The sequence below is a fragment of the Jatrophihabitans sp. genome (assembly GCF_036000465.1).
Lineage (GTDB): Bacteria > Actinomycetota > Actinomycetes > Mycobacteriales > Jatrophihabitantaceae > Jatrophihabitans.
The window spans coordinates 43,533-68,037 of sequence record NZ_DASYFV010000070.1; the positions used below are offsets into that span (position 1 = coordinate 43,533).

25 protein-coding genes and 1 tRNA gene are annotated in these 24,505 nt (G+C 71.9%); 16 read left to right on the forward strand and 10 right to left on the reverse strand.

The annotated features are described in order from the left end of the window. Positions 1 to 144 precede the first annotated feature (144 nt). From VGN18_RS19155 to VGN18_RS19175, 5 genes are read left to right on the forward strand one after another with little or no spacing between them, the layout of a single operon-like run. Positions 145 to 939: an FkbM family methyltransferase gene (locus tag VGN18_RS19155; RefSeq protein ID WP_327541324.1), complete on the forward strand. Its 795-nt coding sequence runs from the start codon at positions 145 to 147 to the stop codon at positions 937 to 939. 6 nt (positions 940 to 945) lie between these two features. After that, on the forward strand, positions 946 to 2,175 hold the full coding sequence (locus VGN18_RS19160) for a glycosyltransferase family 61 protein (protein ID WP_327541325.1): 1,230 nt from the start codon (positions 946 to 948) through the stop codon (positions 2,173 to 2,175). A gap of 60 nt (positions 2,176 to 2,235) precedes the next feature. Further along, a complete protein-coding gene (locus VGN18_RS19165) occupies positions 2,236 to 3,654 on the forward strand; it encodes a polysaccharide biosynthesis tyrosine autokinase (RefSeq protein ID WP_327541326.1) in 1,419 nt (472 codons plus the stop codon). A gap of 51 nt (positions 3,655 to 3,705) precedes the next feature. Further along, the gene (locus VGN18_RS19170) at positions 3,706 to 4,686 is read left to right on the forward strand and encodes an NAD-dependent epimerase/dehydratase family protein (protein WP_327541327.1); all 981 of its coding nucleotides are present in this window, start codon (positions 3,706 to 3,708) and stop codon (positions 4,684 to 4,686) included. 25 nt (positions 4,687 to 4,711) lie between these two features. Further along, positions 4,712 to 6,541 (forward strand): DUF4012 domain-containing protein, encoded by a 1,830-nt coding sequence (locus tag VGN18_RS19175; protein WP_327541328.1) that lies wholly within the window; start codon positions 4,712 to 4,714, stop codon positions 6,539 to 6,541. Between the two features lie 8 nt (positions 6,542 to 6,549). Here the strand turns inward: VGN18_RS19175 and VGN18_RS19180 are convergent, their stop codons facing one another. Genes VGN18_RS19180 through VGN18_RS19190 form a run of 3 tightly spaced genes read right to left on the reverse strand, consistent with a single transcriptional unit; the run spans position 6,550 to position 9,235 of the window. Further along, positions 6,550 to 8,085 (reverse strand): alpha/beta fold hydrolase, encoded by a 1,536-nt coding sequence (locus VGN18_RS19180; RefSeq protein WP_327541329.1) that lies wholly within the window; start codon positions 8,083 to 8,085, stop codon positions 6,550 to 6,552. Positions 8,086 to 8,092: 7 nt separating this feature from the next. Beyond that, on the reverse strand, positions 8,093 to 8,701 hold the full coding sequence (locus VGN18_RS19185; RefSeq protein ID WP_327541330.1) for a hypothetical protein: 609 nt from the start codon (positions 8,699 to 8,701) through the stop codon (positions 8,093 to 8,095). Positions 8,702 to 8,725: 24 nt separating this feature from the next. Continuing rightward, on the reverse strand, positions 8,726 to 9,235 hold the full coding sequence (locus VGN18_RS19190) for a DinB family protein (RefSeq protein ID WP_327541331.1): 510 nt from the start codon (positions 9,233 to 9,235) through the stop codon (positions 8,726 to 8,728). A 123-nt stretch (positions 9,236 to 9,358) separates the two neighbouring features. Here VGN18_RS19190 and VGN18_RS19195 point away from each other — a divergent pair, with 123 nt between their 5' ends. From VGN18_RS19195 to VGN18_RS19205, 3 genes are read left to right on the forward strand one after another with little or no spacing between them, the layout of a single operon-like run. Continuing rightward, positions 9,359 to 9,619 (forward strand): hypothetical protein, encoded by a 261-nt coding sequence (locus tag VGN18_RS19195; protein ID WP_327541332.1) that lies wholly within the window; start codon positions 9,359 to 9,361, stop codon positions 9,617 to 9,619. 46 nt (positions 9,620 to 9,665) lie between these two features. Next, positions 9,666 to 11,486, forward strand: coding sequence for a glutamine--fructose-6-phosphate transaminase (isomerizing) (gene glmS, locus VGN18_RS19200; protein WP_327541333.1), 1,821 nt, complete (start codon positions 9,666 to 9,668; stop codon positions 11,484 to 11,486). A 57-nt stretch (positions 11,487 to 11,543) separates the two neighbouring features. Next, on the forward strand, positions 11,544 to 11,837 hold the full coding sequence (locus VGN18_RS19205; RefSeq protein ID WP_327541334.1) for a hypothetical protein: 294 nt from the start codon (positions 11,544 to 11,546) through the stop codon (positions 11,835 to 11,837). Positions 11,838 to 11,880: 43 nt separating this feature from the next. Here the strand turns inward: VGN18_RS19205 and VGN18_RS19210 are convergent. Together VGN18_RS19210 and VGN18_RS19215 are read right to left on the reverse strand one after the other, a co-directional pair. Beyond that, positions 11,881 to 11,954 (reverse strand) — tRNA-Pro (locus tag VGN18_RS19210). Between the two features lie 40 nt (positions 11,955 to 11,994). After that, a complete protein-coding gene (locus VGN18_RS19215) occupies positions 11,995 to 12,891 on the reverse strand; it encodes a metallophosphoesterase (protein WP_327541335.1) in 897 nt (298 codons plus the stop codon). An 87-nt stretch (positions 12,892 to 12,978) separates the two neighbouring features. Here VGN18_RS19215 and VGN18_RS19220 point away from each other — a divergent pair, with 87 nt between their 5' ends. Next, positions 12,979 to 13,431: a GatB/YqeY domain-containing protein gene (locus VGN18_RS19220; protein WP_327541336.1), complete on the forward strand. Its 453-nt coding sequence runs from the start codon at positions 12,979 to 12,981 to the stop codon at positions 13,429 to 13,431. 7 nt (positions 13,432 to 13,438) lie between these two features. Here VGN18_RS19220 and VGN18_RS19225 read toward each other — a convergent pair whose 3' ends face one another. The 3 genes from VGN18_RS19225 to VGN18_RS19235 all read right to left on the reverse strand — a co-directional run bounded on the left by VGN18_RS19225 (position 13,439) and on the right by VGN18_RS19235 (position 18,173). Beyond that, positions 13,439 to 15,865: a transglycosylase domain-containing protein gene (locus tag VGN18_RS19225; protein WP_327541337.1), complete on the reverse strand. Its 2,427-nt coding sequence runs from the start codon at positions 15,863 to 15,865 to the stop codon at positions 13,439 to 13,441. Between the two features lie 131 nt (positions 15,866 to 15,996). Next, positions 15,997 to 17,157, reverse strand: a complete 1,161-nt coding sequence (locus VGN18_RS19230; protein WP_327541338.1) for an ArsA family ATPase — start codon at positions 17,155 to 17,157, stop codon at positions 15,997 to 15,999. Further along, the gene (locus VGN18_RS19235) at positions 17,154 to 18,173 is read right to left on the reverse strand and encodes an ArsA-related P-loop ATPase (protein WP_327541339.1); all 1,020 of its coding nucleotides are present in this window, start codon (positions 18,171 to 18,173) and stop codon (positions 17,154 to 17,156) included. The genes VGN18_RS19230 and VGN18_RS19235 overlap by 4 nt, the downstream gene beginning before the upstream one ends. An 81-nt stretch (positions 18,174 to 18,254) precedes the next feature. On the opposite strand from VGN18_RS19235, the gene VGN18_RS19240 reads away from it, so the two are divergent. Genes VGN18_RS19240 through VGN18_RS19250 form a run of 3 tightly spaced genes read left to right on the forward strand, consistent with a single transcriptional unit; the run spans position 18,255 to position 20,313 of the window. Beyond that, positions 18,255 to 18,725, forward strand: coding sequence for a RidA family protein (locus tag VGN18_RS19240; RefSeq protein ID WP_327541340.1), 471 nt, complete (start codon positions 18,255 to 18,257; stop codon positions 18,723 to 18,725). Next, on the forward strand, positions 18,725 to 19,522 hold the full coding sequence (locus VGN18_RS19245; protein WP_327541341.1) for an NUDIX hydrolase: 798 nt from the start codon (positions 18,725 to 18,727) through the stop codon (positions 19,520 to 19,522). Before VGN18_RS19240 ends, VGN18_RS19245 begins: the two co-directional genes overlap by 1 nt. Continuing rightward, positions 19,519 to 20,313, forward strand: coding sequence for an MBL fold metallo-hydrolase (locus tag VGN18_RS19250; protein ID WP_327541342.1), 795 nt, complete (start codon positions 19,519 to 19,521; stop codon positions 20,311 to 20,313). The genes VGN18_RS19245 and VGN18_RS19250 overlap by 4 nt, the downstream gene beginning before the upstream one ends. A 64-nt stretch (positions 20,314 to 20,377) precedes the next feature. Here VGN18_RS19250 and VGN18_RS19255 read toward each other — a convergent pair whose 3' ends face one another. Then, positions 20,378 to 21,052, reverse strand: coding sequence for a Crp/Fnr family transcriptional regulator (locus VGN18_RS19255; protein WP_327541343.1), 675 nt, complete (start codon positions 21,050 to 21,052; stop codon positions 20,378 to 20,380). 81 nt (positions 21,053 to 21,133) lie between these two features. Then, positions 21,134 to 21,382: a hypothetical protein gene (locus VGN18_RS19260; RefSeq protein ID WP_327541344.1), complete on the reverse strand. Its 249-nt coding sequence runs from the start codon at positions 21,380 to 21,382 to the stop codon at positions 21,134 to 21,136. An 85-nt stretch (positions 21,383 to 21,467) separates the two neighbouring features. Here VGN18_RS19260 and nth point away from each other — a divergent pair, with 85 nt between their 5' ends. The 4 genes from nth to VGN18_RS19280 are packed head-to-tail and all read left to right on the forward strand — an operon-like array spanning position 21,468 to position 24,504. Then, positions 21,468 to 22,184, forward strand: coding sequence for an endonuclease III (nth, locus tag VGN18_RS19265; protein ID WP_327541345.1), 717 nt, complete (start codon positions 21,468 to 21,470; stop codon positions 22,182 to 22,184). Beyond that, positions 22,181 to 22,837 carry a CoA pyrophosphatase gene (locus tag VGN18_RS19270; protein ID WP_327541346.1) on the forward strand — a complete coding sequence of 219 codons (657 nt, stop codon included), beginning with the start codon at positions 22,181 to 22,183 and terminating at the stop codon, positions 22,835 to 22,837. The genes nth and VGN18_RS19270 overlap by 4 nt, the downstream gene beginning before the upstream one ends. Positions 22,838 to 22,879: 42 nt before the next feature. Then, the gene (locus VGN18_RS19275; RefSeq protein ID WP_327541347.1) at positions 22,880 to 23,314 is read left to right on the forward strand and encodes a cupredoxin domain-containing protein; all 435 of its coding nucleotides are present in this window, start codon (positions 22,880 to 22,882) and stop codon (positions 23,312 to 23,314) included. Beyond that, the gene (locus VGN18_RS19280; RefSeq protein WP_327541348.1) at positions 23,311 to 24,504 is read left to right on the forward strand and encodes a MarP family serine protease; all 1,194 of its coding nucleotides are present in this window, start codon (positions 23,311 to 23,313) and stop codon (positions 24,502 to 24,504) included. The genes VGN18_RS19275 and VGN18_RS19280 overlap by 4 nt, the downstream gene beginning before the upstream one ends. Position 24,505: the final 1 nt, after the last annotated feature.

Sequence of the window (24,505 nt, forward strand, 5' to 3'; positions counted from 1 at the left end):
GGGCGGCCTGGTTCAGGCGGGCCGGCAGTCAGGCGGGCGGCCGGCGGCCCGCTCCTGGCGGTTCGACGGTACAGGCAATCCCGGCGGGTCGCGCGTTATCACATTCAGCAGGCCGAAGCCCGGCCTGTGTTGCATCATTGCCGGATGCCGAGTCTCGCCCATCGTGTCCGCCGGATCGCGCAGACCCCCCGAACCTTCACCAACTGGCCGGCCGTCCTGCGCGGGCTGGCCGATCCGCGCGCGCGTCACGAGTCCCTGTCGTTCACGACGCGGAACGGGCTGACGATCTCCTGCCCGAACGTTCCGGGCGCGCGGGTTCCGGTGTACGAGGTGTTCGCCGAGGACTGCTACCGCATCGACACCTTCCTCGCCCCGTTCCTCGGCGAGCCGATCGGCGTCGTCGACATCGGCGCGCACATCGGCGCGTTCGCCTGCCAGCTGGCGGCGAAGGCGCCCAGGGCGCGGCTGCGGTGCTTCGAGCCGTCCCCGACGACGGCCGGTTTCCTGAGGCGCAACGTGTGGACGAACAACTTCGAGGATCGGGTGGTGGTGCACGAGCTGGCCGTGGGCGCGCGCACCGGTGCCGCGGTGCTGGCCGACAACGGCGGTGGCAGCGCCCTCAACAGCATCGTGGACCCTGACTCCGGCGGCAGCGGGGTGACCGTGCGCACCACCACGTTCGACGCGATCGTCGAGGAACTCGGCGGCGTCGCCGAGGTCGTCAAGATGGACTGCGAAGGAGGCGAGTACGAACTCGTCCTCGGTTCCTCGCCGGACAGTTGGGCCGGCGTGCAGCGCATCGTGCTCGAGTACCACCCGCACCCGGACCACACCTGGCCCGAGCTGCGGGCGTGGTTCGCCGAGCAGGGCCTCGTCGTGACCGCGGAGGAGGTCGAGAACCCGGCCCAGGGGACGGCCTGGCTCGAGCGGCGGGGCTGACCGACCTTGCCCCGACTCCCGCCGGCCCTGCGACCGTTCTGGCCCTACGGGAAACGCGCCTACACCCTCGCGACCCGCGGCGTCGCCGGCGCGTCGATGCGGCTCAGCCGCCGCCGTCACGGTCACCTGCCGCTGCGCTGCGCCGACACCGTTGCCGCGGCCGCGGCCGGGGACGCCTCGGTGCGCGTGCACGTGGTCGGGCCGGCGACCTCGGTCGACCGCCCGCCGCCGGCAGGCGTGCCGCAACCGCCGCCGCCCCTGCTCCGCGAGGCGCACGCGGACTTCGCGGAGCAGGTCGTCGTCGACCTGCCGGACGGCCGCGTGCTCGGCCCGCACCGAGCGGTGATCAGCGGTGACGGCACGTTCCTGCACGGGCTCGTGCGCTACTTCGGCACGACCCGCGCGCGCGAGCACCCGATGTTCCTGCACCCGCGCGTCGACGGCCCGCAGGTGCAGGACGACGTCGTGGCCGTCCTGGCGTCGCGCGGCGACGGCAACTACTACCACTTCCTGCACGACGTGATCGCGCGGTTGTCGGTGCTCGAGCGGTGGCGCGACGCCCCGGCGATCGACCGCTACTACCTGCCGCAGACCACCCGCTTCCAGCGGGATCTCGCCGCGCTCGCCGGCATCGACGGGGACCGCATCATCGACAGCGATGCCGCACCGCACCTGCAGGCGCGACGGCTGGTCGTCCCGGCGCTGCCCGACCTGGACCTCGGTCACCCCGCGTGGGCCACCGACGCGCTTCGCGAGCGGCTGCTGCCGGCCGAGGTCGCGGCCGTGCCCGGTCGCTGCATCTACGTGACCCGCGGCCGGCAACGTCACAACCGCATCGTCCTCAACGAGGACGAGGTCCTCGCGGCGCTGGCGGCGTACGACGTGCAGGTGGTCGACCCGTCCGCGCTGACCGTGGCCGAGCAGATCCGCACGTTCGCCGAGGCCGAGCTGATCGTCGCGCCCCACGGGGCCGCGCTGGCCAATCTCACCTTCGCCTCAGCCGGCGCCGCGGTCGTCGAACTCTTCGCGCCCGACTTCGTCCAGGGCTGTTACTGGAAGCTCGCCGCCACCGTGCCCGGATTGTCCTACCGCTATCTCGTGGGCGAGGGGCGCACGAGTCCGCGTCGCGCGGGACTCGGTGTTTCCTCGGACATCCTTCTCGACGTTCGCTCGTTGAAGCGTGTGGTTGACGGTGTCGCCCCCGCGGCGTCATCGGACCGTCGAGCGACGTCCTAGGCGGTTCTCGCGGTCCTCGGACTGTCGTCACGCCGCCGGGCGTACGAAGAAGGGCAACACGTGACTCTCCGCTCGTACCAGCGCGCTCTTCGGGAGCGTTGGCGGTTGCTGGCCCTCGTCCTGCTGCTGTCGCTCGGGCTGGCCGTGCTCATCACCGCGGCGACGCCGAAGGTCTACCAGGCCGACGCGCAGATCTTCGTCACGTCGAACGGCGACCGGGCCTCGACCGGCCAGTACGACGAGCAGGCCGCGACGCAGGCGCAGGTCACCACCTTCTCCCAGCTGGTGAACATCCCGCAGATCGTCGACGCGGTGCGGACGAACCTGAACCTGGCGCTGAGCGAGCAGCAGCTGGCGGCCAAGATCAGCGCCACCGCACCCCCGCAGCAGACGCTCGTGATCATCCACGTCCAGGACGGCTCGCCCGACACGGCCGCCGCGATCGCGAACCAGACGGCGACGGAGTTCATCCGGGTCATCGAGGACCTCAAGCGGCCGACCGACTCGGGCAAATCGGCCGTCCGGCTGTTCGTCACGGACCGGGCGGTGGCCCCGGCGGCGCCCATCTCGCCGAACCTCACGCTGAACGTCGCCCTCGGCGTCATCCTCGGTCTCCTCTTCGGGGTCGCGCTGGCCGTGGCCCGCGACGTCCTGGACAACCGGATCAAGGAGGCCGACCAGCTCGCGGCCGCCGCGGGCGTGCCCACGATGGGCGTGATCGTCGACGACCAGAAGGCCGCGCGTCACCCGATCGCCACGCGGGCGGGTACCCGCAACATCCGGGCCGAGAACTTCCGCCAGCTCCGGGCCAACCTGCAGTTCGCGAACGTCGACGCGCACCCCCGGGTGATCGCCGTGACCAGCTCGATCCCGACCGAGGGCAAGACGATGGTCGCGATGAACCTGGCCTCGACCCTGGCCGAGGCCGGCTTCACAGTGTGCCTCGTCGACGCAGACCTGCGCCGCCCGACGGTGGCCAAGCTGCTCGGGCTACCCAGCCCGGTCGGCCTGACGAGCGTGCTGATCCACCAGCTCGACCTCGACGAGGCCCTGCAGAGCGCGGGGTCGAACCTGTACCTGCTGAGCTCGGGACCGACACCGCCGAACCCGAGCGAGGTGCTGGCGTCGTCCTACGTGCGGACGGTGATCCGCTCGCTGCTCGACAAGGTCGACTACGTCATCATCGACACCGCGCCGCTGCTGCCGGTGGCCGACGGCTCCGAGGTCGCCGCCCTGGCCGACGGCACGTTGCTGGTCGCCCGGCACCGGCTGACCACCGACGGGCAGGTCAAGCGCGCGAAGGAAGCCCTCACCCGGGTCGATGCGAACCTGCTCGGCGTCGTGCTCAACCGCGTCCCGGGTGGCCGCGGCAGCGAGTACGGCTACACCTACTACCGCGCCGACACCGAGAAGTCGGCCGCGCACTCCAAGCGCACCCCGGCTCGGCTGCGCGGCAAGAAGGAAACCGTCTCCTCCTGAAGGCGGTTCCCCCCGGACCGTCCTCCTCCACCCCATCCCAAAGGAACTCACGTGACCTCAGTCGACGCTCTCGTCACCGGTGCCGGTGGCTTCATCGGTGGCCATCTGGTCGGCGCGTTGTTGCGGGACGGGCTGTCCGTGCGCGCGGTCGACATCAAGCCGGTCGACTTCTGGTACCAGGAGCACCCCGACGCCGAGAACCGGCGCGGCGACGTGTCGCTGCTGGAGACGGCGTGCCGCTCCGCCGAGGGTGCCCGTGTCGTCTACAACCTGGCCGCCGACATGGGGGGCATGGGCTTCATCGAGAACAACAAGGCCGCCTGCATGCTGTCGGTCCTGACCAGCACGCACGTCCTCCAGGCCGCCCGCGACGCCGGCGCCGAGCGCTACTTCTACGCGTCCTCGGCCTGCGTCTACGCGGCCGAGCACCAGACCTCGCCCGACGTGACCGCGCTGCGCGAGTCGCACGCGTACCCGGCGATGCCCGAGGACGGCTACGGCTGGGAGAAGCTGTTCAGCGAGAGGATGGCGCGCCACTTCCTCGAGGACTACGGCGTGCAGACGCGCGTCGCGCGCTACCACAACGTCTACGGCGAGCACGGCACGTGGGACGGCGGGCGGGAGAAGGCCCCCGCGGCCATCTGCCGCAAGATCGCCGTCGCCGCGATCACCGGCGAGCACCGGATCGAGATCTGGGGCGACGGCGAGCAGACCCGCACCTTCATGTACATCGACGACTGCGTGCGCGGCACCCGCATGATCACGGCTGCCGACGACCCGACCCCGGTGAACCTGGGCAGCAGCGAACTCGTCTCGATCAACCAGATGGTCGACATCGTGGAGAAGATCGCCGGCATCACGGTCGAGCGCAGTCACGACCTGAGCGCGCCGCAGGGCGTGCGCGGGCGCAGCAGCGACAACACCGAGATCCTGCAGCGCTACGGCTGGGAGCCGTCGACCACTCTGGTCGACGGGCTCGAGCGCACCTACCGCTGGATCCACGACGAGGTCAAGGCCTCGCTGGCGCCGTAGGTGTCGGCCCTGAGATGAGCCCCTCGTGTCCTCGGCGGTGAGCAGGGCCCGCCGTGCCCTGCGCCGCCGGTGGCGGCGGCTGCGCTACGACACGCGGGCCATGCAGCTCACCCGGAACCTCGCCAAGCTCGTCCTGCTCCTGGTCGGTCTGGGCCTGGCCTGGATCGTCGTCACGGGGTTGGTCGCGAAGCGGGATCTCGCCCGGCTCGAGGGCCGAATCGCGGCGGTCCGCAACCTGGTCGCCGAGGGCCGGATCGCCGACGCGCGGGCGGTGGCCCGGTCGGTGCCCGCGGCTGCCGCGCACATCCGTCAGCTGACCTCGGGACCGGCCTGGTGGGTCGCCGCCCATGTGCCGGTGCTGGGCTCGCCCGCCGACGTGGTCCGCGGCACGACCGTCGCCGTCGATCGGGTCGGCAGCCAGGTCGTCCCCCAACTGCTCGACGTCGCGACGGAGGTCGATCCGGCGTCGCTGCGGTCGGCGGGAGACACCGTCCGGATCGACAATCTCGTGCGCTCGCGGCCGCGGCTGACGGCGGCAGCCGCGTCCCTCGCCCGCGTCAGCGACGAGGTCGGCCGGCTCCCCTCCCGGACCTGGCTCGGCGCCGTCGACGACTACCGGGTGCGCTTCACCCAGGAGCTGCGCGCCATTCGGGGTTACGTCGACGCCGCGGCGCGGGTGGCCGACGTCCTGCCGCCGATGCTCGGCCGCGACCATCCGCAACGGGTCTTCATCGGGCTGCAGAACGAGGCCGAGGCGCGGGGCACCGGCGGCCTGCCCGGCGCCTTCGCCATCGCCACGGTGAACCACGGGGTGATCCACTTCGACCGCTTCGAGAGCGACTCCGCGCTCATGCCGCCCAACCCGCTGCAGCAGATCAGGACCGGTCTCGATTTCGGGACGCAGTACGACGCGCTGTACGGACCCTCGCTGCCGACGACGACCTTCGCCGACTCGAACGTGAGCCCGGACTTCCGCTACGCGGCGCAGATCTGGGCGGCGATGTGGCAGCGGACGACCGGGCAGCACGTCGACAGCGTGATCGCGCTCGACCCGACCGCGCTGGCCAACTTCCTGGCCGTGACCGGTCCGGTGTCGATCGGTCCGGGCCGCGGAGTCGTCAGCGCCGACAACGTCGTGGCCCTCACCCAGCGCGACAACTACGCCCTCTTCGCCGACAACCTCGCGCGCAAGAACTACCTGGTTGCGATCCTGCGGGCCGTGGCCCACCGGGTGACCAGCGGTGTCGGGAACCCCGTGCTGCTCGTGCGCGCGGCCAGCCTGTCGGCCGAGCAGCAGCGGCTGCTCGTCTGGAACCGGGACGACGGCATCGAGGCGCGCATCCGCGAGACCGGGTTCTCGGGGGCGCTGCCGGCGGGGGCCCCGCCGTTCTCCGGCGTCATCGTGAACAACGCGGCCGCGGGCAAGCTGGACTACTACCTGCAGCGGTCGGTGACCTACGCCCGTACCGGCTGCGGGCCGACGCGCGACGTCGTCGCCACCGTCCAGCTCACCAACGACGCTCCCGCGAGCGGGCTGCCCAGCTACGTGACCGACCGGTTGGACACCCCGCCACCGGGCGCCCGGCCCGGCGACAGTCACATCATCCTCGACTACTACGCGACCGAGGGCGCCCTGCTGCAGGGCGTCACGGTCGACCGGCAGCGCGCGACCGCCGCCGTCCAGGACGTCTCGGGCTTCACCGTGGCGCGGCTGGACGTGCAGCTGCCCCGCGGCCGCACCCGGCAGATCGTGCTGCACTTCACCGAGCCGCCCGGACAGGGGCCGCCGGTCGTGTGGCGGCAACCCGGCGTCACGCCGATCTCGGTGCAGACCTTCAGCCAGGCCTGTTCGTGAGCCGGCGCTCACCCCGCCGATTCGACGACGACCTCTGCGGGCGCCGGCACCGCTGACTGGAACCGGGGGTCGGCCCGGTCGACGACCAGCAGCAGGTGATGCCCGCGCGCGACGGTCCAGGCCACCGGCGGCAGGGCGAGATCGAGATCCCGCGGCCGGCCCGGCGTGAGTCCGGTCGCCGTCACGGGCTGCCAGGTCATCAGCCGTCCCGTCCCGCGCTCGTCGACGTCGTAGAGGTAGGCGTACACGCTGGCCGCGCCGGCGCTCGGGCTCTCGATCCGCATCCGCACCCGCACGCTTCCGGCGACGACGCTCGGGCGAGCGGTCGTCGGCCCCGTCCAGAGCGCCGCCCGGTCGGGCGTGAGCTCCCGCGTCGTGATCTGCGGCGGCACGTACGGGCGGAACGTGAAGAACTGCGTCGGGCCGCTCGTGGCGACGCTGTCCGATCCGGCGGCGAGCGTGGCGGGCAGATCGACCGGTCGGAGCGTCGCCGGGGACGTCGGCCACGTGCTGAACCGGTGGACCGCCCCGGTCACGACGTCGCGCAGCTCGATCGGGCTCGCCCCGTGCGCCCGGCCGGCCCGACCGCGCAGGTAGTGGTCGAGCCAGGCCCGGGCGTCGTCCATCGTGGTGTCGGGCCGGCCGAAGAGGGCCCCGAGTTCCGGCCCGGCGTGATCGCCCGGGGCGAGCTGTAACCGTTTGGGACCGGTGAGCCGGTTGAACAGGGTGACGAGCTGGCCCGGCCCGAACAGCGAATCCTCGTACGCGTTCGCCAGCAGGATCGCCGGCCGGTTGGCGTTCAGCTGGGCGACGTAGGTCAGCGGTGAGCGCGCGGGGGACATCGCGCGGATCACGTCGCCGACGGCGGCCGGGTCGTCGGCCAGGGTCTGGCGCAGGTGCTCGACCTCGGGGGCCAGTCGCAGCGTGCCCGGTGCTGCCCCGAGCAGCAGGCGCAGGCCGAGAACGCTCGGCGTCGACTGCGGATCGAACGACGCGGCGAGGTCGGACCACGTGCTGAGCGCGGCGACGGCGCGGATCCGTCGGTCGTGCGCGGCGGCCAGCAGCGAGATGCCGGCGCCGTAGGAGATGCCGAGCAGGCCGATGTGGCTCCGGTCGGCCGGGGTGTGGGCGAGGGCCCAGGTGATCACGGTGCTCGCGTCGCGCTGTGTGGCCGGGCCGGCGAAGTCGACCGCGCCCGTCGACGTCGCGAAGCCGCGCTGGGCGTAGGCCACGACCTGGTAGCCGCTCGACGCGAGCGCGCGGCCGACGGCGCGGTACTCGGTCGCGGGCTGCCCCCAGCTCGCCGGCATCACCACGAGCGGGTGCGCCCCGCGGCCCCGCGGCGTGATGATCTCGGCGGCGAGGCTGACGCCGCTGCCGACCGGGACGGTGGCCGGGCGGTCGGACGCGACCCCGCCGATCGACGGGCTCGATCCGGAGCCGGGCCCGATCATCGCCACGACGGCGATGGCGGCCACCAGCACGAGCGCGGCGACGGCGACGAGCAGCCGCCGGGTGGGCGACGTCAGGGATCCCACGTTCATGGGCGTCTCACGTCCCGTCCGGGTCGGTCCCGCCCGACGTGACCAGGATGTCGGCGAGCCCGCGAGGAGCGAATCGCCGGGCGAAGTCGCGCTCGTTCGGGCCCCACACGTCGGTCCACAGTTCGGTCTCGAGCACGCCGCGGGCCACCGCGCGGGCCACTCCGCGAGCTGTGGCGGTGTCGAGGTCGACGTCGAGCCAGATCGTGGTGTCCAGCAACGGCAGCAGTTCGGGGTGGAGCAGCCCGATGCCCTCGACGATCAGGCCGGACCCGACGGCCCGCGTGACCGGCTCGGTGCACCACGTCAGCCAGTCGTTGCAGCTGTCGTAGGTGATGCCGGTAGCGCCGCCGCGGACCGGCTCGAGGACCTGCGTGGCGAGCCGCTGCCGGTCGAGCCCGGACCAGTCCGGCGACCGGGTGATCGCTTCGGCAGTGGCGAACTCGTCGATGCCGACGACCGAGGTTCCCAGCATCTCGCCGAGCGCGTCGGCGAGGGTCGTCTTCCCGCTGCCGCCGTATCCCGAGATCGCCACCACGCCGGGGCGATCACGCGGGGCCCGCTGCCGGATCAGCGCCGCCAGCTCCGCCAACGAGGGGCGGTACGCGAAACGATCCATCCCGCTCAACCTACCGACGGGGCGTCAGTCGAACTCGGTGAGCACCAGCCAGGTCTTGCCGTCGATCAGCTCGCGGGCGGCGTCGAGGTGCCCGGCGTGGGTCGAGGTCTCGACGATGACGTGCAGCAGCAGATCGCGCGCGTTCTCGAGTCGCCAGTCGCCGAACAGCTCCCGCGGCCACCACGCGGGCTCGGCGTCGAGATCGGTCGCGGCCACGGCCGCGTCGGAACGCTCGGCCGCCTCGCGGTACGCGGCGAGGATCGGCGCGGCCGCCGCATCGGCCGGCACGTGCCACACGCCGGTGTCGGTGCGCGAGTCGAGCTGCGCGATCGCCGCCGGCTCGCCGGTGAGTACGGCACCGAACCAGAAGCGCTCGACGTCGACGGTCAGGTGCTGGACGAGACCCAACGCGCTCCACCCGCTCGGCAGCACCGGCCGGTGCAGCGCGGCGTCGTCGAGGCCGTCCAGCGCGCCGAGCACGTGGCGGCGCCCCGAGCGCAGGTGGTCGAGCAGCATGGCCCTTTCGTCGGTCATGCCGCCATCGTTCCAGGTCGCGATCCGGAGCCGGCGGCGACCGTGCGCCGACCTACGGGTGAATCCTGCCCGAATTCGGGCAGATAGTTGCAACCAGACGGGCGGGACGGGCATCGTGGCCGGGTGATCGATCGTCCGCTCGTCGAACGCGTCGCCGCGTCGACCGGGCTCGCGCCGGGTGAGGCGGCCCGCGTCGTCGACGACGTCCTCGCCTGGTACCGCGAGAGCGTCGAGTCCTACGTGGTCCGCCGGCACGGCGAACTGCGCCTGCGCGGGCAGCACAACCCGGAGATCTTCCGGGCGATCGCGGCCGAGCTCGCCGAGCGGGTGGTGGCGGCGCCGTCCCTGACCGAACGCCAGCTCCGCCGCATCGTCTACGGCTGAGCCCACCGAGCGAACAGAGCCCACCGAGAGAAATGAGAGCACCACCATGTGCGGAATCGTCGGCTACGTCGGACGGCAGAACGCCGTCCCGATCGTCCTGGAGAGCCTGGCCCGGCTGGAGTACCGCGGCTACGACTCGGCCGGGATCGCGGTCGGCTCGGAGCGCGGGACGCGGATCTTCCGCCGCGTCGGACGGGTACGCGACCTCGAGGCGTCCCTGCCGAAACGGCTGTCCGGTCGCACCGGCATCGGGCACACCCGTTGGGCCACCCACGGCTCGGTGATCGAGGCGAACGCGCACCCGCAGACGAGCGCCGACGGACGCATCAGCGTGGTGCACAACGGCATGATCGACAACGCGGCGGCCTTACGGGCCGAACTCGAGGCCGCCGGCGTCGCGTTCGCCTCGGAGACCGACACCGAGGTGATCGCGCAGCTGATCGCCCGGGCCCGGGCGGACACGCCGGAGGCCGCCGTTCTCGATGCGCTGGCCCGGGTCACCGGCACCTACGCGGTCGTCGTCCTCGACGCCCAGCACCCCGATCGCCTCGTCCTGGCCCGCAACGGGTCGCCGCTGATCATCGGCGTCGGCGATCACGAGATGTTCGTCGCCAGCGACCTGAGCGCGATCGTGCGGCACACGTCGTCCGTCGTCATGCTCGACGACGGCGAACTGGCCACGGTGACCGCGGACTCGTTCCGCACCTTCACCCGCGAGGAGTCGGACACCGCCCGGACCCCGACCGACGTCGACCTCGCCGTCGAGGGCATCGAGCTCGGCGACCACGCGCACTTCATGCACAAGGAGATGCACGATCAGCCGGCCGCGGTCGAGAGCGTGCTGCGCGGGCGGCTCGACGACCGGTTCGGCACCGCCCGCCTCGACGGCCTCAACCTGAGCGCGCGCGAGCTGCGCGAGTTCCGCCGGGTGAAGATCCTGGGCTGCGGCTCGGCGTACTACGTCGGCCAGCTCGGCGCCGGGCTCATCGAGGAACTCGCACGCGTCCCGGCCGACGCCGAGGCGGCGTCGGAGTTCCGCTACCGCAACCCGATCATCGAGCCCGACACGCTCTACATCGTGGTGAGCCAGTCGGGCGAGACCGCCGACACCGCCTTCGCGGTGCGCGAGATCAAGCGGAAGGGCGGACGCGTCGTCGGGTTGGTGAACGTCGCCGGATCCTCGATCGCCCGGGAGGTCGACGGCGGGCTGTACCTGCACGCCGGCCCCGAGGTCGCGGTCGCCTCGACCAAGGCGCTGACGAACATGGCGGTCGCATTCGCGCTCGTCGCCCTGATGCTCGGCCGCGTGCGCGACCTCTCCTTCGCCGACGGCGGGCGCATCGTCGCCGGTCTGCGGGCCCTGCCGGAGCAGATCGGGCAGATCCTGGCCGAGGAGCAGCGGATCGCCGAGGTGGCCGCGGATCTCGCCGCCGCCTCGAGCCTGTTCTTCGTCGGGCGGGTGCAGGGCTACCCGGTCGCGCGGGAGGGAGCGCAGAAGTTCAAGGAGATCTCCTACCGGCACGCCGAGGCCTACCCGGCGAGCGAACTCAAGCACGGTCCGCTGGCCCTGATCGACGCCTCGCTGCCGACGGTCGCGATCCTGCCGGACGACGCGCTGCTGGACCGCAACCGCGCGGCCGTGCAGCAGATCGCCGCACGGGGCGGCCCGGTCGTGGCGGTCACCCACCCTGGGGTCGACGTCGGCATCGAGGGCGCGCCGACTGTGGTCGTGCCCAAGAGCGAGCCGGAACTCGATCCGATCCTGATGACGATCCCGCTGCAGCTACTCGCCTATCACGCCGCGGTCACCCTGGGCCTCGACGTGGACAAGCCGCGGAACCTCGCGAAGTCGGTGACGGTCGAGTAGCGCAGCCTTCCTCAAGATCGTCTCGAGGCAACCGATTCAAACCGCGTGACTGCCGACATGTCCGACATCCCGGGCCGCACGACCGTGACGGGGAGCGAGGCGCTCCACCAGATCGCGCAGGCCCGCTACGAACTGGAGCGGCCGCACCTCATGCTCGCAGCAGTGGGTCGACGCCCGCTGATCCCCTCCGACGTCCGGGCTCGCCTCGCCTCGCTCGCCGCCGAGCTGCCGACACCGTCGCCGGAGTCCGATCGTGGAGGTCTCGCCCGCGACGTCGAACAGGCCGGTGTGCTGCATGCGGAGGGGCGCCGAGTGTTGTTCGGCTGGCTGAACAGCACCCGGAACGGCTGACGGCACCAGGGCCCGATCGACGCATCGCGATCAGCGGAATCTGTCGGGGTGACAGGATTTGAACCTGCGGCCTCTTCGTCCCGAACGAAGCACGCTACCAAGCTGCGCCACACCCCGAAGTGCAACCGCTCCAGCATAACCGGTGCCCGGAACGGGTTCAGCCACGGCCTCCGCGCGGGACGAGGGTGAGCAGGGTGGCCTCGGGGCGACAGCAGAAGCGCACCGGCGCGTAGGGGTTGGTGCCCAGGCCGGAGCAGATGTGGAAGTACATGCCGCCGTCCCACTGGTGCAGCCAGCGGGCCCGGCGGCGATCGATGCCACAGTTCGTGACGATCGCCGGGCCGAACGGAACGCGGATCTGGCCGCCGTGGGTGTGCCCGGCCAGCAGCAGGTCGTAGCCGTCCCGGGCAAAGGCCTCCAGCAGCGCGGGCTCGGGGGAGTGCGTGACCCCGATGCGCACCCCGGCGGCGGGTTCGGCCGGCCCGGCGATGCGCTCGTAGCGGGCCTTGCGCAGATGCGGGTCGTCGGTGCCGGCGAAGGCCACCTTGGTCGAGGCGGCCTCGAGCACGGTGCGGACATGGGTCAGGTCGGTCCAGCCCCCGGCCGCCATCGCGCGGGCCAGTTCGGGCCAGGGCAGCCGCTCGCCGTGCACCCGGTTCGACTCGGGAAAGAAGTAGCGCACCGGGTTCTTCGGCTTCGGCGCGTAGTAGTCGTTGTTGCCCGGCACGAACACGCCGGGAAAGGCGAGCAGCGGTTCGAGCGAGTGCATGACGGCCGGGATCGCGTCGGCGGCCGAGAGCGTGTCGCCGGTGTTGACGACGAGGTCGGGCTCGAGCCGGGCGAGGTCGCGGATCCAGGCGTGCTTGCGCGCCTGCCGCGCGGTGATGTGCAGGTCGGACACGTGCAGGATGCGCAGCGGCGCCGCGCCCTCGGCGAGCACCGGCACGTCGAACTGGCGCAGCGTGAACGCATTGCGCTCGACGAGGCCGCCGTAGAGCAGGCAGCCGACGCCGGCGGCGCCGACGGTGGCGGTCAGGCGGCCGGCGGTGTTCATCCGGCCAGAGTACGTAACGACCGCACCCCGACGCGGCGGCGCTCAGCGGCGGCAATCCGTTGCCGTCGCGTCGGTACCGTTGCGACCATGGCCGAACTGAAGGCGCGACTGCACGCCGACCTCACCACTGCGATGAAGGCTCGCGACGAGCTGACCACCGCAACGCTGCGCATGGTGCTCGCGGCCGTCACGACCGAGGAGGTCGCGGGCAAGACCGCCCGCGAGCTCTCCGACGACGAGGTGCAGAAGGTCCTCGCCCGCGAGGGCAAGAAGCGCCGCGAGGCCGCCGAGGCGTTCGACGCCGCGCACCGCACCGAGCTGGCGGCCCGCGAACGGGCCGAGGGTGGCGTCCTCGAGCGCTACCTGCCGGCCCAGCTCGGCGACGACGAGCTCGTCGAACTGGTCCGCGCGGCGGTCGCCGAGACCGGTGCCTCCGGCCCGCAGGCCATGGGCTCGGTGATGAAGGTCGTGCAGCCGCGGGTGGCCGGCCGGGCCGACGGCAGGCGGGTCAGCGACGAGGTGCGCCGCCAGCTCGCCTGACCGGCGATCAGTGGCCCGGGCCGTGCGACTTCGTGCGGGTGGGCGGGGCCGGCAGGGACGGGCTCGGGTTCGGCACCGACGAGGAGCCATGCGGCGCCGGCCCCCTCGACCTCGGTGGCGGCGGCACGTAGACCGGCTTCGGGACGTACACCGGCTGCGACTTGCCGGTGCTGAGGCAGACCGTGACCAGGGAGCCGGCCGGGGCGCGGGTCGGACCGTAGTAGCCGACGGTGTCGAGCGGCTGGTCGCTCGGGCAGAGGTCGGTGCTGCTGCCGGTGAGCAGACGCAGGCCGAAGTTCGCCTGCGCGAGCGTGCGCTTCGCGTCGTCGATCGTCTGGCCGAGGATGTACGGGACGTCGTTCCCGGGCACGGAGTCGGGCGACTTCCAGCTCCAGGTCTGGTTCCCCAGCGTGGTGCCGAGCGCGTTCACCCAGATCGACGACGCGTACTTGCCGTACGCGGTGCCGTCCTTGATGCCGGGAAGACCGGTGGCGGCGCGGAACGGGTAGTCGAAGTTGATCAGAGCGCTGGTGGCGACGAGGTTCGGCGTCATGCCGACGAACCAGATCGAGGCGTTCTTGTCGCTCGGCCGCCCGCGGGAATCGACCGCACCGACCGTGCCGGTCTTGCCGGCGACGACGCTGTGGCCGTCGGAGTACCAGCTCTGGAACGCCTGGTACGACGTGCCGTCACCCTGGGTGTCACCGGTCAGGATGTCGACCGCCTGCCGCGCCACCTGCGGGGCGACGACCTGGACGCCGGCGGTGCGCCGCACCGGCAGCGCCTGGCCGTTGCTGTCGGTGATGGACGAGACCGGCGCGGGGGCGTAGAAGCGGCCGTCGTTGGCGATCGCGGCGTAGGCGCCGGCCATCTCCAGCGGGCTGGCCGGCACGCTGCCGAGCACGAAGCGCTGGGCCTGCTGCTGGGCGTTGATCTCCTGGCCCAGCGTGAGCTTCTGCAGGTCACCCGGCTGGCCCAGGCTGCTGATGCCGAGCTTCTGCGCCAGCGTGATCATCGGGTCCAGCTTGCAGCCGAGGAACTGGTCGGCGAAGCCGACGAAGAACGTGTTGGACGACTTGACCGTGGCCGAGCGGAGGGATTCGTTGAGGTTGTAGCTCTCGTCGGCGTCACCGTTGCTCGACTTGCTCTTCACCGCGCAGTTCTGCGTCGTGTAGCTGCCGCTGTTGCCGACGGTCTCGAGCTGCCACGTCGTCGGCACGCCCGTCTCGAGCGCGGTGAGCAGCGGGAACAGCTTGAACGTCGACGCCGAGGGCGAGACGTGGCTGGTGAACACCGGCTGCTCGGTCTCGCCCGGGCCGGTGCCGTAGCGCTTGCTGGTGGCCATGGCCAGGATGTCGCCCGACCGCGGGTCGACCACCGGCAGCACCGAGGTCATCGGCGACTTCGCCGGGATCAACTTGTCGATCCGGGACTGCGCGCTGTTCTGGATCGCCGGGTCGAGCGTGGTGACGATCTTCAGGCCACCGGTCTGCAGCTCGCTGTCGGAGATCTTGTTGACCGTCTCCAGCCAGTTGCGGGTGTATTCGCAGAAGAACGCGGCATTGAGGACGGTCGTGGACGCGTTGGCGCAGCCCTGCTTCACCTGCGGCGGGGCGTCGGTGGCGAGCTGGATCGGCAGCGCCATCTGGCGGTCGGCCTCGGCCTGGGGGAGCTTGCCGACGTCGACGAGGTTCTGCAGCACCTGGTCGCGGCGTTCCTTCGCGGCCGCGCGGTTCAGGAACGGGTCGTAGGCCGACGGCGCGCGCAGCATGCCGACCAGCAGGGCACCCTCGCCGAGGGTCAGGTTCTTGGCCGGCTTGTTGAAGTAGGTCTGGGCCGCGGTCTCGATGCCGTAGGCGTGCTCGCCGAAGAAGGCGATGTTGAGGTAGTTGGTGAGGATCGTGCCCTTGGACTCGTGCAGGGTGCCCTCGATGTAGAGGGCGCACTTCGCGTCCTCGATCTTGCGCTGCAGGTTCTGGTCGATGGCCGCCTGCTGCTTCGCCACGTTGTCGCCGGCCTGGTAGTACCGGATCTGCTTGACGTACTGCATCGTCAGCGTCGACCCGCCCTGGGTGTCGCCGCTGCTGGTGCTGACGGCCGAGCGCAGCAGGCCGCGCATGTCGACGCCGTGGTGGCTGTAGAAGCGGCGGTCCTCGGTGGCGACCAGGGCGTCCTGCACCGACTGGGGGATGTCCTTCAGCGACACCGGCTGGCGGTCCTGGCTGAACAGGGTGGCGATCTGGGTCTTGCCGTCCTTCGCGTACAGGGTGGTGCGCTGCGGCGGCTTGCTCTCCTGCAGGTTGCATGCGGTGTCCCGGAACCGGTCGGCCTCGTGGCCGGCCACCAGGCCGAGCCCTCCGACGTAGGGCAGCGCGAGCCCGGCCACCAGCACGCCCGCTGCCACGAGGGCGGCCACGAGCTTGCCGAGCGTCAAGAACGGATTGGGGCTTCCCGGAATACCTGCCACGAGGCATCAGGGTACGTGGGTATCGGGACATCCCGCCCCGATCCTCTGGTTCGGCTCAGTTGTGCGGACGCCCGAAACCGGCGGTGCGGCCCGGAACCTCAGGACCCGAGCAGGTCGCCGATGGTTCGCAGGCCGTCGAGGTCGTGGACGTCGGCAGGCAGCGCGGGGACCGAAACCAGCGGCACGAGCGGATGGGCCGAGGAGAAGCGCTTGGTCATGCGGGCGTCGTGCTCGGCCGCGGTGGCGATCTCGGCGTGCACCCGCAGCGCCGCCTCGGCGAGCGCCTCGGCCGCGCCGCCGTCCTTCGCGGTCGAGGCCTTCGCGGCGGCGGTGTCGGCGGCGACCTCGGCCCGCGCCGCCGGCATCGGTTCGTCGTTCTCGACCGCGGCGGCGCGCCGGACCCGGTTGACGATCACGCCCGACAACGGCATCTGCTCCTGCGACAGGCGCTCGACGAAGTAGGACGCCTCGCGCAGGGCGTCGGGCTCGGGGGCGGCGACCACGACGAAGGCCGTGCCGGGCTGCTTGAGCAGCTCGTAGGTCTGCTGGGCCCGCTCGCGGAAGCCGCCGAACATCGACTCCAGGGCGGTGACGAACGTGGACAGGTCGTTCAGCAGGTCGCCGCCGATCACCTTGGTGAAGACGCGGGCCACCATGCCCACCGAGACCGTGACGACCTTCATGTAGGCCTTGCCGCCGGCCTTGGCCGGGGCGGTGAGCACCCGGATCATCCGGCCGTCGAGGAAGCGTCCCAACCGGTTCGGGGCGTCGAGGAAGTCCAGCGCCGAGCGCGACGGCGGAGTGTCGACGATGACGAGATCCCACTCGTTCGCCGCGACGAGCTGGCCCAGCTTCTCCATCGCCATGTACTCCTGCGTGCCGGCGAAGGACGAGGACAGCGATTGGTAGAAGGGGTTCTTGAAGATCTGCTCGGCCCGTTCCGGCGTCGAGTGCTCGAGCACGACGTCGTCGAACGTCCGCTTCATGTCGAGCATCATCGCGAAGAGCTGCCCGTTCGCGACGCCCTTGACCTCGCGCGGGGTGTTGTCGAGTTCGGTGAGCCCCATCGACTGCGCGAGCCGGCGGGCCGGGTCGATGGTGAGCACGACGGTGCGGCGGCCGGCCTCGGCGCCGATGAGCGCCATCGCCGCGGCCGTCGTCGTCTTGCCGACGCCGCCGCTGCCACAGGTGACGACGACCCGGGTGGCCGGGTCGCGGACGAGCGCGGCGACGTCGAACGGGGGGCTCGCCTTCTTCACGACTCGTCCTCGACGAAGCAGGCCGCGAGCTCGGTGAGTTCGCCGAGCTCGACGGGCGGGTTCAGGTCGGGGAGCTCGATACGCGGGAGGTCGAGGGCGTCGAGTCGCTCGGCGTTCTCCTCCTGCACCCGCTGGCGCTGTGCGTAGTCGGCCATCTCCTGGGCCAGCGCGGGAGCGTGCACGACCGCGACGCCGGCCTTGCGCAGGCCGGCCGCCAGCGCCTTGACGTCGACCGTGCCGTCGGCGCCGACCTGACCGGCGCCGATGAGCGCGGGCCGGGCCCGGTTGACGATCACGGCGCCCAGCCGGAAGCCGAGCGCGGCCAGCTCCCCGGCGGCGTCGATCGTCTCCTGCACCGGCATCTCCTCGAGCAGGGTGACGATGTGCACCGCCGTGCGCGAGCCGTGCAGCAGCTGGATGACGCCCTCGCTCTGCTTGTTGATCGGGCCGAACTTGGTCAGCTTCGCGACCTCTTGCGTCGCGTCGAGGAAGCGGCCGATGCGGCCGGTCGGGGGCGCGTCGAGCACGACCGCGTCGTAGGACGGCTTGCCGGCGGAGTCGACCCGGGTGACCGCCTCCTTGACCTTGCCGGTGAGCAGGACGTCGCGCAGGCCGGGCGCGAGCGTGGTCACGAAGTCGACGGCGCCCATCTTGCGGAGTCCGCGGGCCGAACGCTTGAGGCCGTAGAACATCTCGAGGTACTCGATCATCGCCTGCTCGGGGTCGATCGCGAGCCCGTACAGCTCACCCCGGTTCGCCATGGTCGTCAGCCGGACCTCTTCGTACGGCATCGGCGGGGTGTCGAAGAGCTGGGCGATGGCCTGGCGCGACTCGACCTCGACGAGCAGCACCTTCTTGCCGGTCGTCGCGAGCGCCAGGGCCAGGGCAGCGGCGGCGGTGGTCTTACCGGTGCCGCCCTTGCCGGTGACGACGTGCAGCCGGGCGCCGCTCGGGATGCCCGCGACCAGTGACGCGGGGGCGCTCGCGGGGCTCGCGGCGACGCGGGGGGCGGCCATGAAGTCAGCGTAGGAGATGGCGACACCCCTGGCTCGTCGGGAGCCGTCGCGTGTGACCGACGTAGCGGATACGGTCGCGAGATGTCCTCTCCGCAGCCGTCCCCGCTCGCCCGCCTCGCCGAACTGGGCCTCACGCTGCCCACCGTCGTGCCGCCGCTCGCCTCCTACGTCCCCGCTCAGCGGTCGGGGTCGTTCGTCTTCACCGCGGGCCAGCTGCCGATGGTCGAGGGCAAGCTCCCGGCGACGGGCAAGGTCGGCGCCGAGATCGACGCGGACGCCGCGAACACCCTCGCCCGCACCGCCGCGCTCAACGGCCTGGCCGCCGTCGACGCGCTCGTCGGGCTCGACTCGGTCGTCCGCGTGGTGAAGGTCGTCGGGTACGTCGCCTGCGCGCCCGACTTCACCGGCCACCCGGCCGTGATCAACGGGGCGAGCGACCTGCTGGGCGAGGTGTTCGGTGCGGCCGGCCAGCACGCCCGTTCGGCCGTGGGGGTGGCCTCGCTGCCGCTCGACTCGCCGGTCGAGGTCGAGCTGATCGTCGAGGTCCGCTGATGACCGAGGCCGACGCCGCGGCCCGGCGCGAGGCGCGGGCCGACGTGCCGGTGCGCGACGCCGCCACGGTCGTGCTGGTCCGCGACGGCGCCACCGGCATCGAGGCCTGGATGCTCACCCGGGTGACGCAGATGGCGTTCGCCGCCGGCATGTCGGTGTTCCCGGGCGGGCGCGTCGACGACGAGGACGCCGCGCTCCCGGTCGTCGGGGCCGACCTGCCGAGCCTGGCCGCGCGCTTCGACTGCACCGAGGACCTGGCGCGCGCCCTCATCGGCGCCGCGGTGCGCGAGACGTTCGAGGAGACGGGCGTGCTGCTGACCGCGCCGTTCGCCGATCTCGCCGAGGCGCGCGAGGACGTCGAGGCCGGCCGGGTGCCGTTCGGTGACCTGCTGCGCTCGCACGAGCTCGCCGCGGACGCGTCGGTGCTGCACCCGTGGTCGCGCTGGGTCACGCCGAAGGGGGAGAAGCGACGCTACGACGCGCGGTTCTTCCTCGCCGAGCTGCCGGCCGGGGCCGAGGCGTGCGATGTCACCAGCGAGTCGAGCACGGCGTCGTGGCTGCCGATCGGCGCGGCGATGGAGGAGGCGCAGCGGGGCGAGCGGCAGCTGCTGCCCCCGACCATGGCGACGCTGTCGTCGCTGCAGGCGTTCGGCACGGTGGCCGAGGCGGTGGCGTCGGCCCCGGCGCGCTCGCTCGCGCCGATCCGGCCGATGGTGAAGGTGGCCGACGACGGGACGGTGAGCATCGAACTTCCCGACGGCACGATCGTCCCCATACCCCAAAGCATGTTCAAGTGACGCATCCGGCGTACGAGACGCTGCGGCGGGTCTCGCCGATCGCGTCGGTGCTGCTGCAGGACAACGCCGGACCGATGACCCTCGACGGCACGAACACCTGGCTGCTCCGGGCGCCGGACTCGTCGTCGGTGGTCGTGGTCGATCCCGGCCAGACCGACGACGCCCACCTGGACAACCTGCTCGCCGTCGCGCCGGAGATCTCGCTGGTGCTGCTGACGCACGGGCACCACGACCACAGCGAGTCGGCCGCGGCGCTCCACGAGCGCGCCGGCGTGGCCGTGCGGGCGATCGACCCGGCGCACTGTCACGGGGCCGGCGCCCTCGAGCACGGACAGACGTTCGAGGTCTCCGGGGTGCGGGTGTCGGTGCTGGCCACGCCCGGGCACACCGCCGACTCCGCGTCCTTCGTGCTCGACGGCGTCCCCGACGTCGGCGCCGCCGTGCTGACGGGTGACACGATCCTCGGCCGCGGCACGACCGTCGTCGCGCACCCCGACGGGCAGCTCGGCGCCTACCTCGAGTCGCTGCAGCTGCTGCGCGGGCTCGGTGCCATTACCGTGCTGCCCGGCCACGGCCCGGAACTGCCCGCCGCCGAGCAGGTCGCCGGCTTCTACCTGGCCCACCGCCAGGAACGCCTGAACCAGGTGCGGACCGCGCTCGCATCACTGGGCCCGACCGCGACCGCCCGCCAGATCGTCGAAGTCGTCTACGCCGACGTCGACGAATCCGTCTGGTGGGCCGCCGACCTGTCAGTGGAAGCCCAGTTGAAATACCTGCGCGACGGCGTTTGATCCCGTCTTCCCTGCGGGTGACCGCTTCGACATCCGAGACCGGTCCGCCGCGAGGAAGATCCGATCATCTCGCCCGGCGGGCGAGCCGCTCGCGGTCGAGGATCACCACGCTCTTGCCTTCCAGGCGCAGCCAGCCGCGGGAGGCGAAGTCGGCGAGGGCCTTGTTGACCGTCTCGCGGGAGGCGCCGACGAGCTGGGCGAGCTCCTCCTGGGTGAGGTCGTGGGTGACCCGCAGCTGACCGCCGTCGATCGAGCCGAAGCGCTGGGCCAGCTGCAGCAGCTGCTTGGCCACGCGGCCGGGGACGTCGACGAAGATGAGGTCGGCCAGCATCGTGTTGGTGCGGCGCAGCCGGCGGGCCACGACGCGCAGCAGCTGCAGCGCGATCTGCGGCCGCTCGGTGGCCCACTTCTGCAGCGCCGCCTTCGGCAGCTTGGCCAGGCGGGCGTCGGTGACGACCGTGGCCGTGGCGGTGCGCGGGCCCGGGTCGAACAGCGACAGCTCGCCGAACTGGTCCGACGGCCCGTAGATCGCCACCAGGTTCTCCCGGCCGTCGGGCGAGCGCCGCCCGAGCTTCACCTTGCCGGCCAGCACGATGTAGAGGCTGTCGCCGGGCTCGCCCTCGTTGAAGAGGACAGCGCCGCGCGGCGCCTCGAAGATCTCGAACTCGCCCGACAGCGCCTCGACGTCGTCAGGGTCGACGCCCTGGAACAGCCCGGCCCGGCGCAGAATTTCGTCCACGTGTGCTCCTCGATCGCCCGCGAATGCGAACCTCGTCACAGTCTCGCGGAAGTCTAGGGCACAGGCGAATACCGGCCCTGTTCAGTTACCTGCTTTGTGCCATCCGCGTCGGCGCAACCGGTTCAGACCGAGGCGGGTGCGGAAGCGCGACAGCGCCGAATCCGTGCCCTCGCGGACGAAGGTGTCGAGCTCTTCAGGGTTGGCGTCGTCGAGGAACTGCTCGATCTGACGCTCGACCGCGATCTGGCTCAGCGGCTCCTCCACCCGTCCCATGAGCATGACGAAGCCCAGCAGGACGAAGGGGAACAACAGCAGCGCGAAGCCGATCATGGTGAGGAGCATTCTGCCCCATCGGGGCCGGGCACCGGCAACCGACACGGCCCCCGGCGTCGGACGGTGCTCGTAGGCTCGGCTCGTGCCAGCAATCGAGGAGTCCCCGCTCGCGCTCACCCGGCGGGCGAGGCGGATCAACCGCGAACTCGCCGACCTCTATCCCGACGCCCACTGCGAGCTCGACTTCACCACCCCGCTCGAGCTGTCGGTGGCCACGATCCTGTCGGCCCAGTGCACCGACAAGCGGGTCAACGAGGTCACGCCGGCGCTCTTCCGCCGCTACCCGACGGCCGCCGACTACGCCGGCGCCGACCGGGCCGAGGTCGAGGAACTGATCCGCCCGACCGGGTTCTTCCGCAACAAGACCACCTCGGTCATCAAGCTGGGGCAAGCCCTGGTCGAGAACTTCGACGGCGAGGTGCCGCGCACGCTGAAGGAACTCGTCACGCTGCCCGGCTTCGGCCGCAAGACCGCCAACGTCGTGCTGGGCAACGCCTTCGACGTCCCGGGTCTCACCGTCGACACCCACTTCGGCCGGCTCGTGCGGCGCTGGGGCTGGACGACCGAGACGGATCCGGTGAAGGTCGAGGCCGTGGTGGCCGAGCTGATCCCGAAGAAGGAATGGACGATGTTCAGCCACCGGGCCATCTGGCACGGCCGGCGCATGTGCCACTCCCGCAAGCCGGCCTGCGGCGCCTGCCCGATCGCCCGCCTGTGCCCGGCCTTCGGCGAGGGACCGACCGATCCGGTGGTCGCGGCCAAGCTGGTCAAGTCCGTCGACCAGATGTTGAGTTCGTGAGCGACGACCTGCCCGACTGGCTGCAGGCGCTGGCCCGGGCGGCGCGGGATGTCGACGCCGAGTCCCTGACGCGCTTCCTGCCGCCCGACGACGGGACGGGCCGCGCCTCGGCCGTGCTCATCGCGTTCACCGACGGCCCGGGCGGCCCGAGCGTGCTGCTCATCGAGCGCGCGGCGGACATGCGCAAGCACGCGGGGCAGGTGGCGTTCCCCGGCGGCGCCCTCGACGCCACCGACGCCTCGGCCCGGCACGCGGCGCTGCGCGAGGCCGAGGAGGAGGTCGGCCTCGATCCGGCGAGCGTGCGCGTGGTCGCCGAGCTGCCCGACCTGTTCATTCCGGTGTCCGGCTTCGTCGTCACGCCGGTCATCGCGTGGTGGCAGGATCCGCACGAGGTGCGGGCGGTCGACGAGGCCGAGGTCGCCCGGGTGGCGATCGTCCCGATCGACGAGCTCACCGATCCGGCCAACCGGTTCAGCGCCCGGCACCCGCTCGGCTTCACCGGCCCCGGGTTCGACGCCGCTGGTCTCTACGTGTGGGGCTTCACCGCGATGCTGCTCGACAAGCTGCTCGAGATCGGCGGTTGGGCCCGCCCCTGGGACTCCTCGATCGAGCGGCCGCTGCCGCCGGGCATGATCGCGTCCCGGTCCAGCTGAGTGCGTGGTCGGCTCCCAGGACCCCGCCGGTACCGTCGGAGCATGTCCTCCCGCCGTGCGGTGATCCTGGCCGCTGCGGCCGTGGCCCTCGTCGCCACCTCGTGCAGCAATTCCGCGTCCTCGGTCAACAAGCGTCCCCACGTGGGCGACAGCACCGCGAGCGTCGTCGACGGCATCCAGCAGGTCACCGTCACGACCGGTTCGGACTACCGCTTCCACCCCTCGACGATCGTCGTGCACCCGGGCCGGGTGCGGGTGATCCTGGTGAACCGGCGCGACGCCAACAGCTCGGCCCCCCACAATTTCTCGGTGCAGGGGCTGCCCGGCGCCTTCGTGCCGCTCACCGCCGCCGGCCAGACGCAGGCCGCCACCTTCACCGCGCCCGCTCCCGGCCGATACACCTTCGTGTGCACCATCCACGTCGCGCAGGGCCAGACGGGCGTGCTGATCGTGAAACCGGGTGAGCCGGGCTCGTGAACATCCTCGACGTCGTCATCGTCCTCGCCGCGATCGCCTACGGAATCGGCGGTTTCCGCAGCGGTGCCGTCGTCGGCATCTTCTCCCTCGCCGGGTTCTTCGGCGGCGCGATCCTCGGCAGCCAGCTGGCCGGCCCGCTCGGCGCGCGGCTGGCCTCCGGGCGGGCCCAGATCCCGATCGCCATCATCAGCGTGCTGGTGCTGGCCACCCTCGGTCAACTGCTCGGCGTCTACATCGCCGGGCACCTGAAGGAGCGTTTCGTCCGTGGCCGCGGGCGCCCGGTCGACCACGGCATCGGGGCGGCGCTCGGCGTGATCTCGGTGCTGCTGGTGGCCTGGATGGTCGCGGTGCCGCTCGCCTCCTCGCCCTACCCGTCACTCGCCGCCGAGGCCAGCCACTCGCGCATCGTGCGGGCGGTCAACGGCGCGGTGCCGAGCACCGTGCGCGGCCTGTACTCCTCGCTGCGCCACTTCCTCGACCAGAGCGGCTTCCCGCCGGTGCTGGGCGACTTCCCGTCGACGTCGGTCGTCCCGGTGCCGCCCCCGCCGAAGAACCTCACCCCGGCGCAGCAGCAGACGATCGCGACGGCCCAGCGCTCGATCCTCAAGATCTACGGGCAGGCCCCGGAGTGCGGCCGCGGCACCGAGGGCTCGGGCTTCGTCTACGCCCCGCACCGCATCCTCACCAACGCGCACGTCGTCGCCGGGGCGCACACGGTGCAGGTGCAGGTGTCGAGCTCGCAGCTGCTCAACGCCACCGTCGTCGTGTTCGACCCGAACCGCGACGTCGCCGTGCTCGACGTGCCGGACCTGACCGCCCCGCCGCTGCGCATCGCCGCCAAGCCGGCCTCGCGCGGCCAGGCCGCCGTCGTGCTGGGCTACCCCGAGAACGGCCCCTTCACGATCCGGGGCGCTCGCGTGCGCGGCCAGCAGACCGTGCGGGGCAGCAACATCTACGGCAACAGCGGCGTCACCCGCGAGATCTACTCGGTGCGCGCGGTCGTGCGCAGCGGCAACTCCGGCGGCCCGCTGCTGGCCTTCGACGGGTCGGTGCTCGGCATCGTCTTCGCCACCGCGCTCGACTCGCCCGACACCGGCTTCGTGCTGACCGATCAGGAGATCGGCGGACGGGCGGCGGAGGGGCGGACCGCCACTGCCGCGGTGAGCACGCAGGGCTGCACGCCCGACTGAG

Bases quoted from the DNA above. Each gene is read 5' to 3' on its own strand.
- VGN18_RS19155 (WP_327541324.1), top strand. From the start codon at position 145: ATGCCGAGTCTCGCCCATCGTGTCCGCCGGATCGCGCAGACCCCCCGA.
- VGN18_RS19245 (WP_327541341.1), top strand. From the start codon at position 18,725: ATGACCGAGGCCGACGCCGCGGCCCGGCGCGAGGCGCGGGCCGACGTG.
- VGN18_RS19260 (WP_327541344.1), bottom strand. From the start codon at position 21,382: ATGATCGGCTTCGCGCTGCTGTTGTTCCCCTTCGTCCTGCTGGGCTTC.
- VGN18_RS19180 (WP_327541329.1), bottom strand. From the start codon at position 8,085: ATGAACGTGGGATCCCTGACGTCGCCCACCCGGCGGCTGCTCGTCGCC.
- glmS (WP_327541333.1), top strand. From the start codon at position 9,666: ATGTGCGGAATCGTCGGCTACGTCGGACGGCAGAACGCCGTCCCGATC.
- VGN18_RS19220 (WP_327541336.1), top strand. From the start codon at position 12,979: ATGGCCGAACTGAAGGCGCGACTGCACGCCGACCTCACCACTGCGATG.
- VGN18_RS19240 (WP_327541340.1), top strand. From the start codon at position 18,255: ATGTCCTCTCCGCAGCCGTCCCCGCTCGCCCGCCTCGCCGAACTGGGC.
- VGN18_RS19235 (WP_327541339.1), bottom strand. From the start codon at position 18,173: ATGGCCGCCCCCCGCGTCGCCGCGAGCCCCGCGAGCGCCCCCGCGTCA.
- VGN18_RS19185 (WP_327541330.1), bottom strand. From the start codon at position 8,701: ATGGATCGTTTCGCGTACCGCCCCTCGTTGGCGGAGCTGGCGGCGCTG.
- VGN18_RS19205 (WP_327541334.1), top strand. From the start codon at position 11,544: ATGTCCGACATCCCGGGCCGCACGACCGTGACGGGGAGCGAGGCGCTC.
- VGN18_RS19275 (WP_327541347.1), top strand. From the start codon at position 22,880: ATGTCCTCCCGCCGTGCGGTGATCCTGGCCGCTGCGGCCGTGGCCCTC.
- VGN18_RS19190 (WP_327541331.1), bottom strand. From the start codon at position 9,235: ATGACCGACGAAAGGGCCATGCTGCTCGACCACCTGCGCTCGGGGCGC.
- VGN18_RS19215 (WP_327541335.1), bottom strand. From the start codon at position 12,891: ATGAACACCGCCGGCCGCCTGACCGCCACCGTCGGCGCCGCCGGCGTC.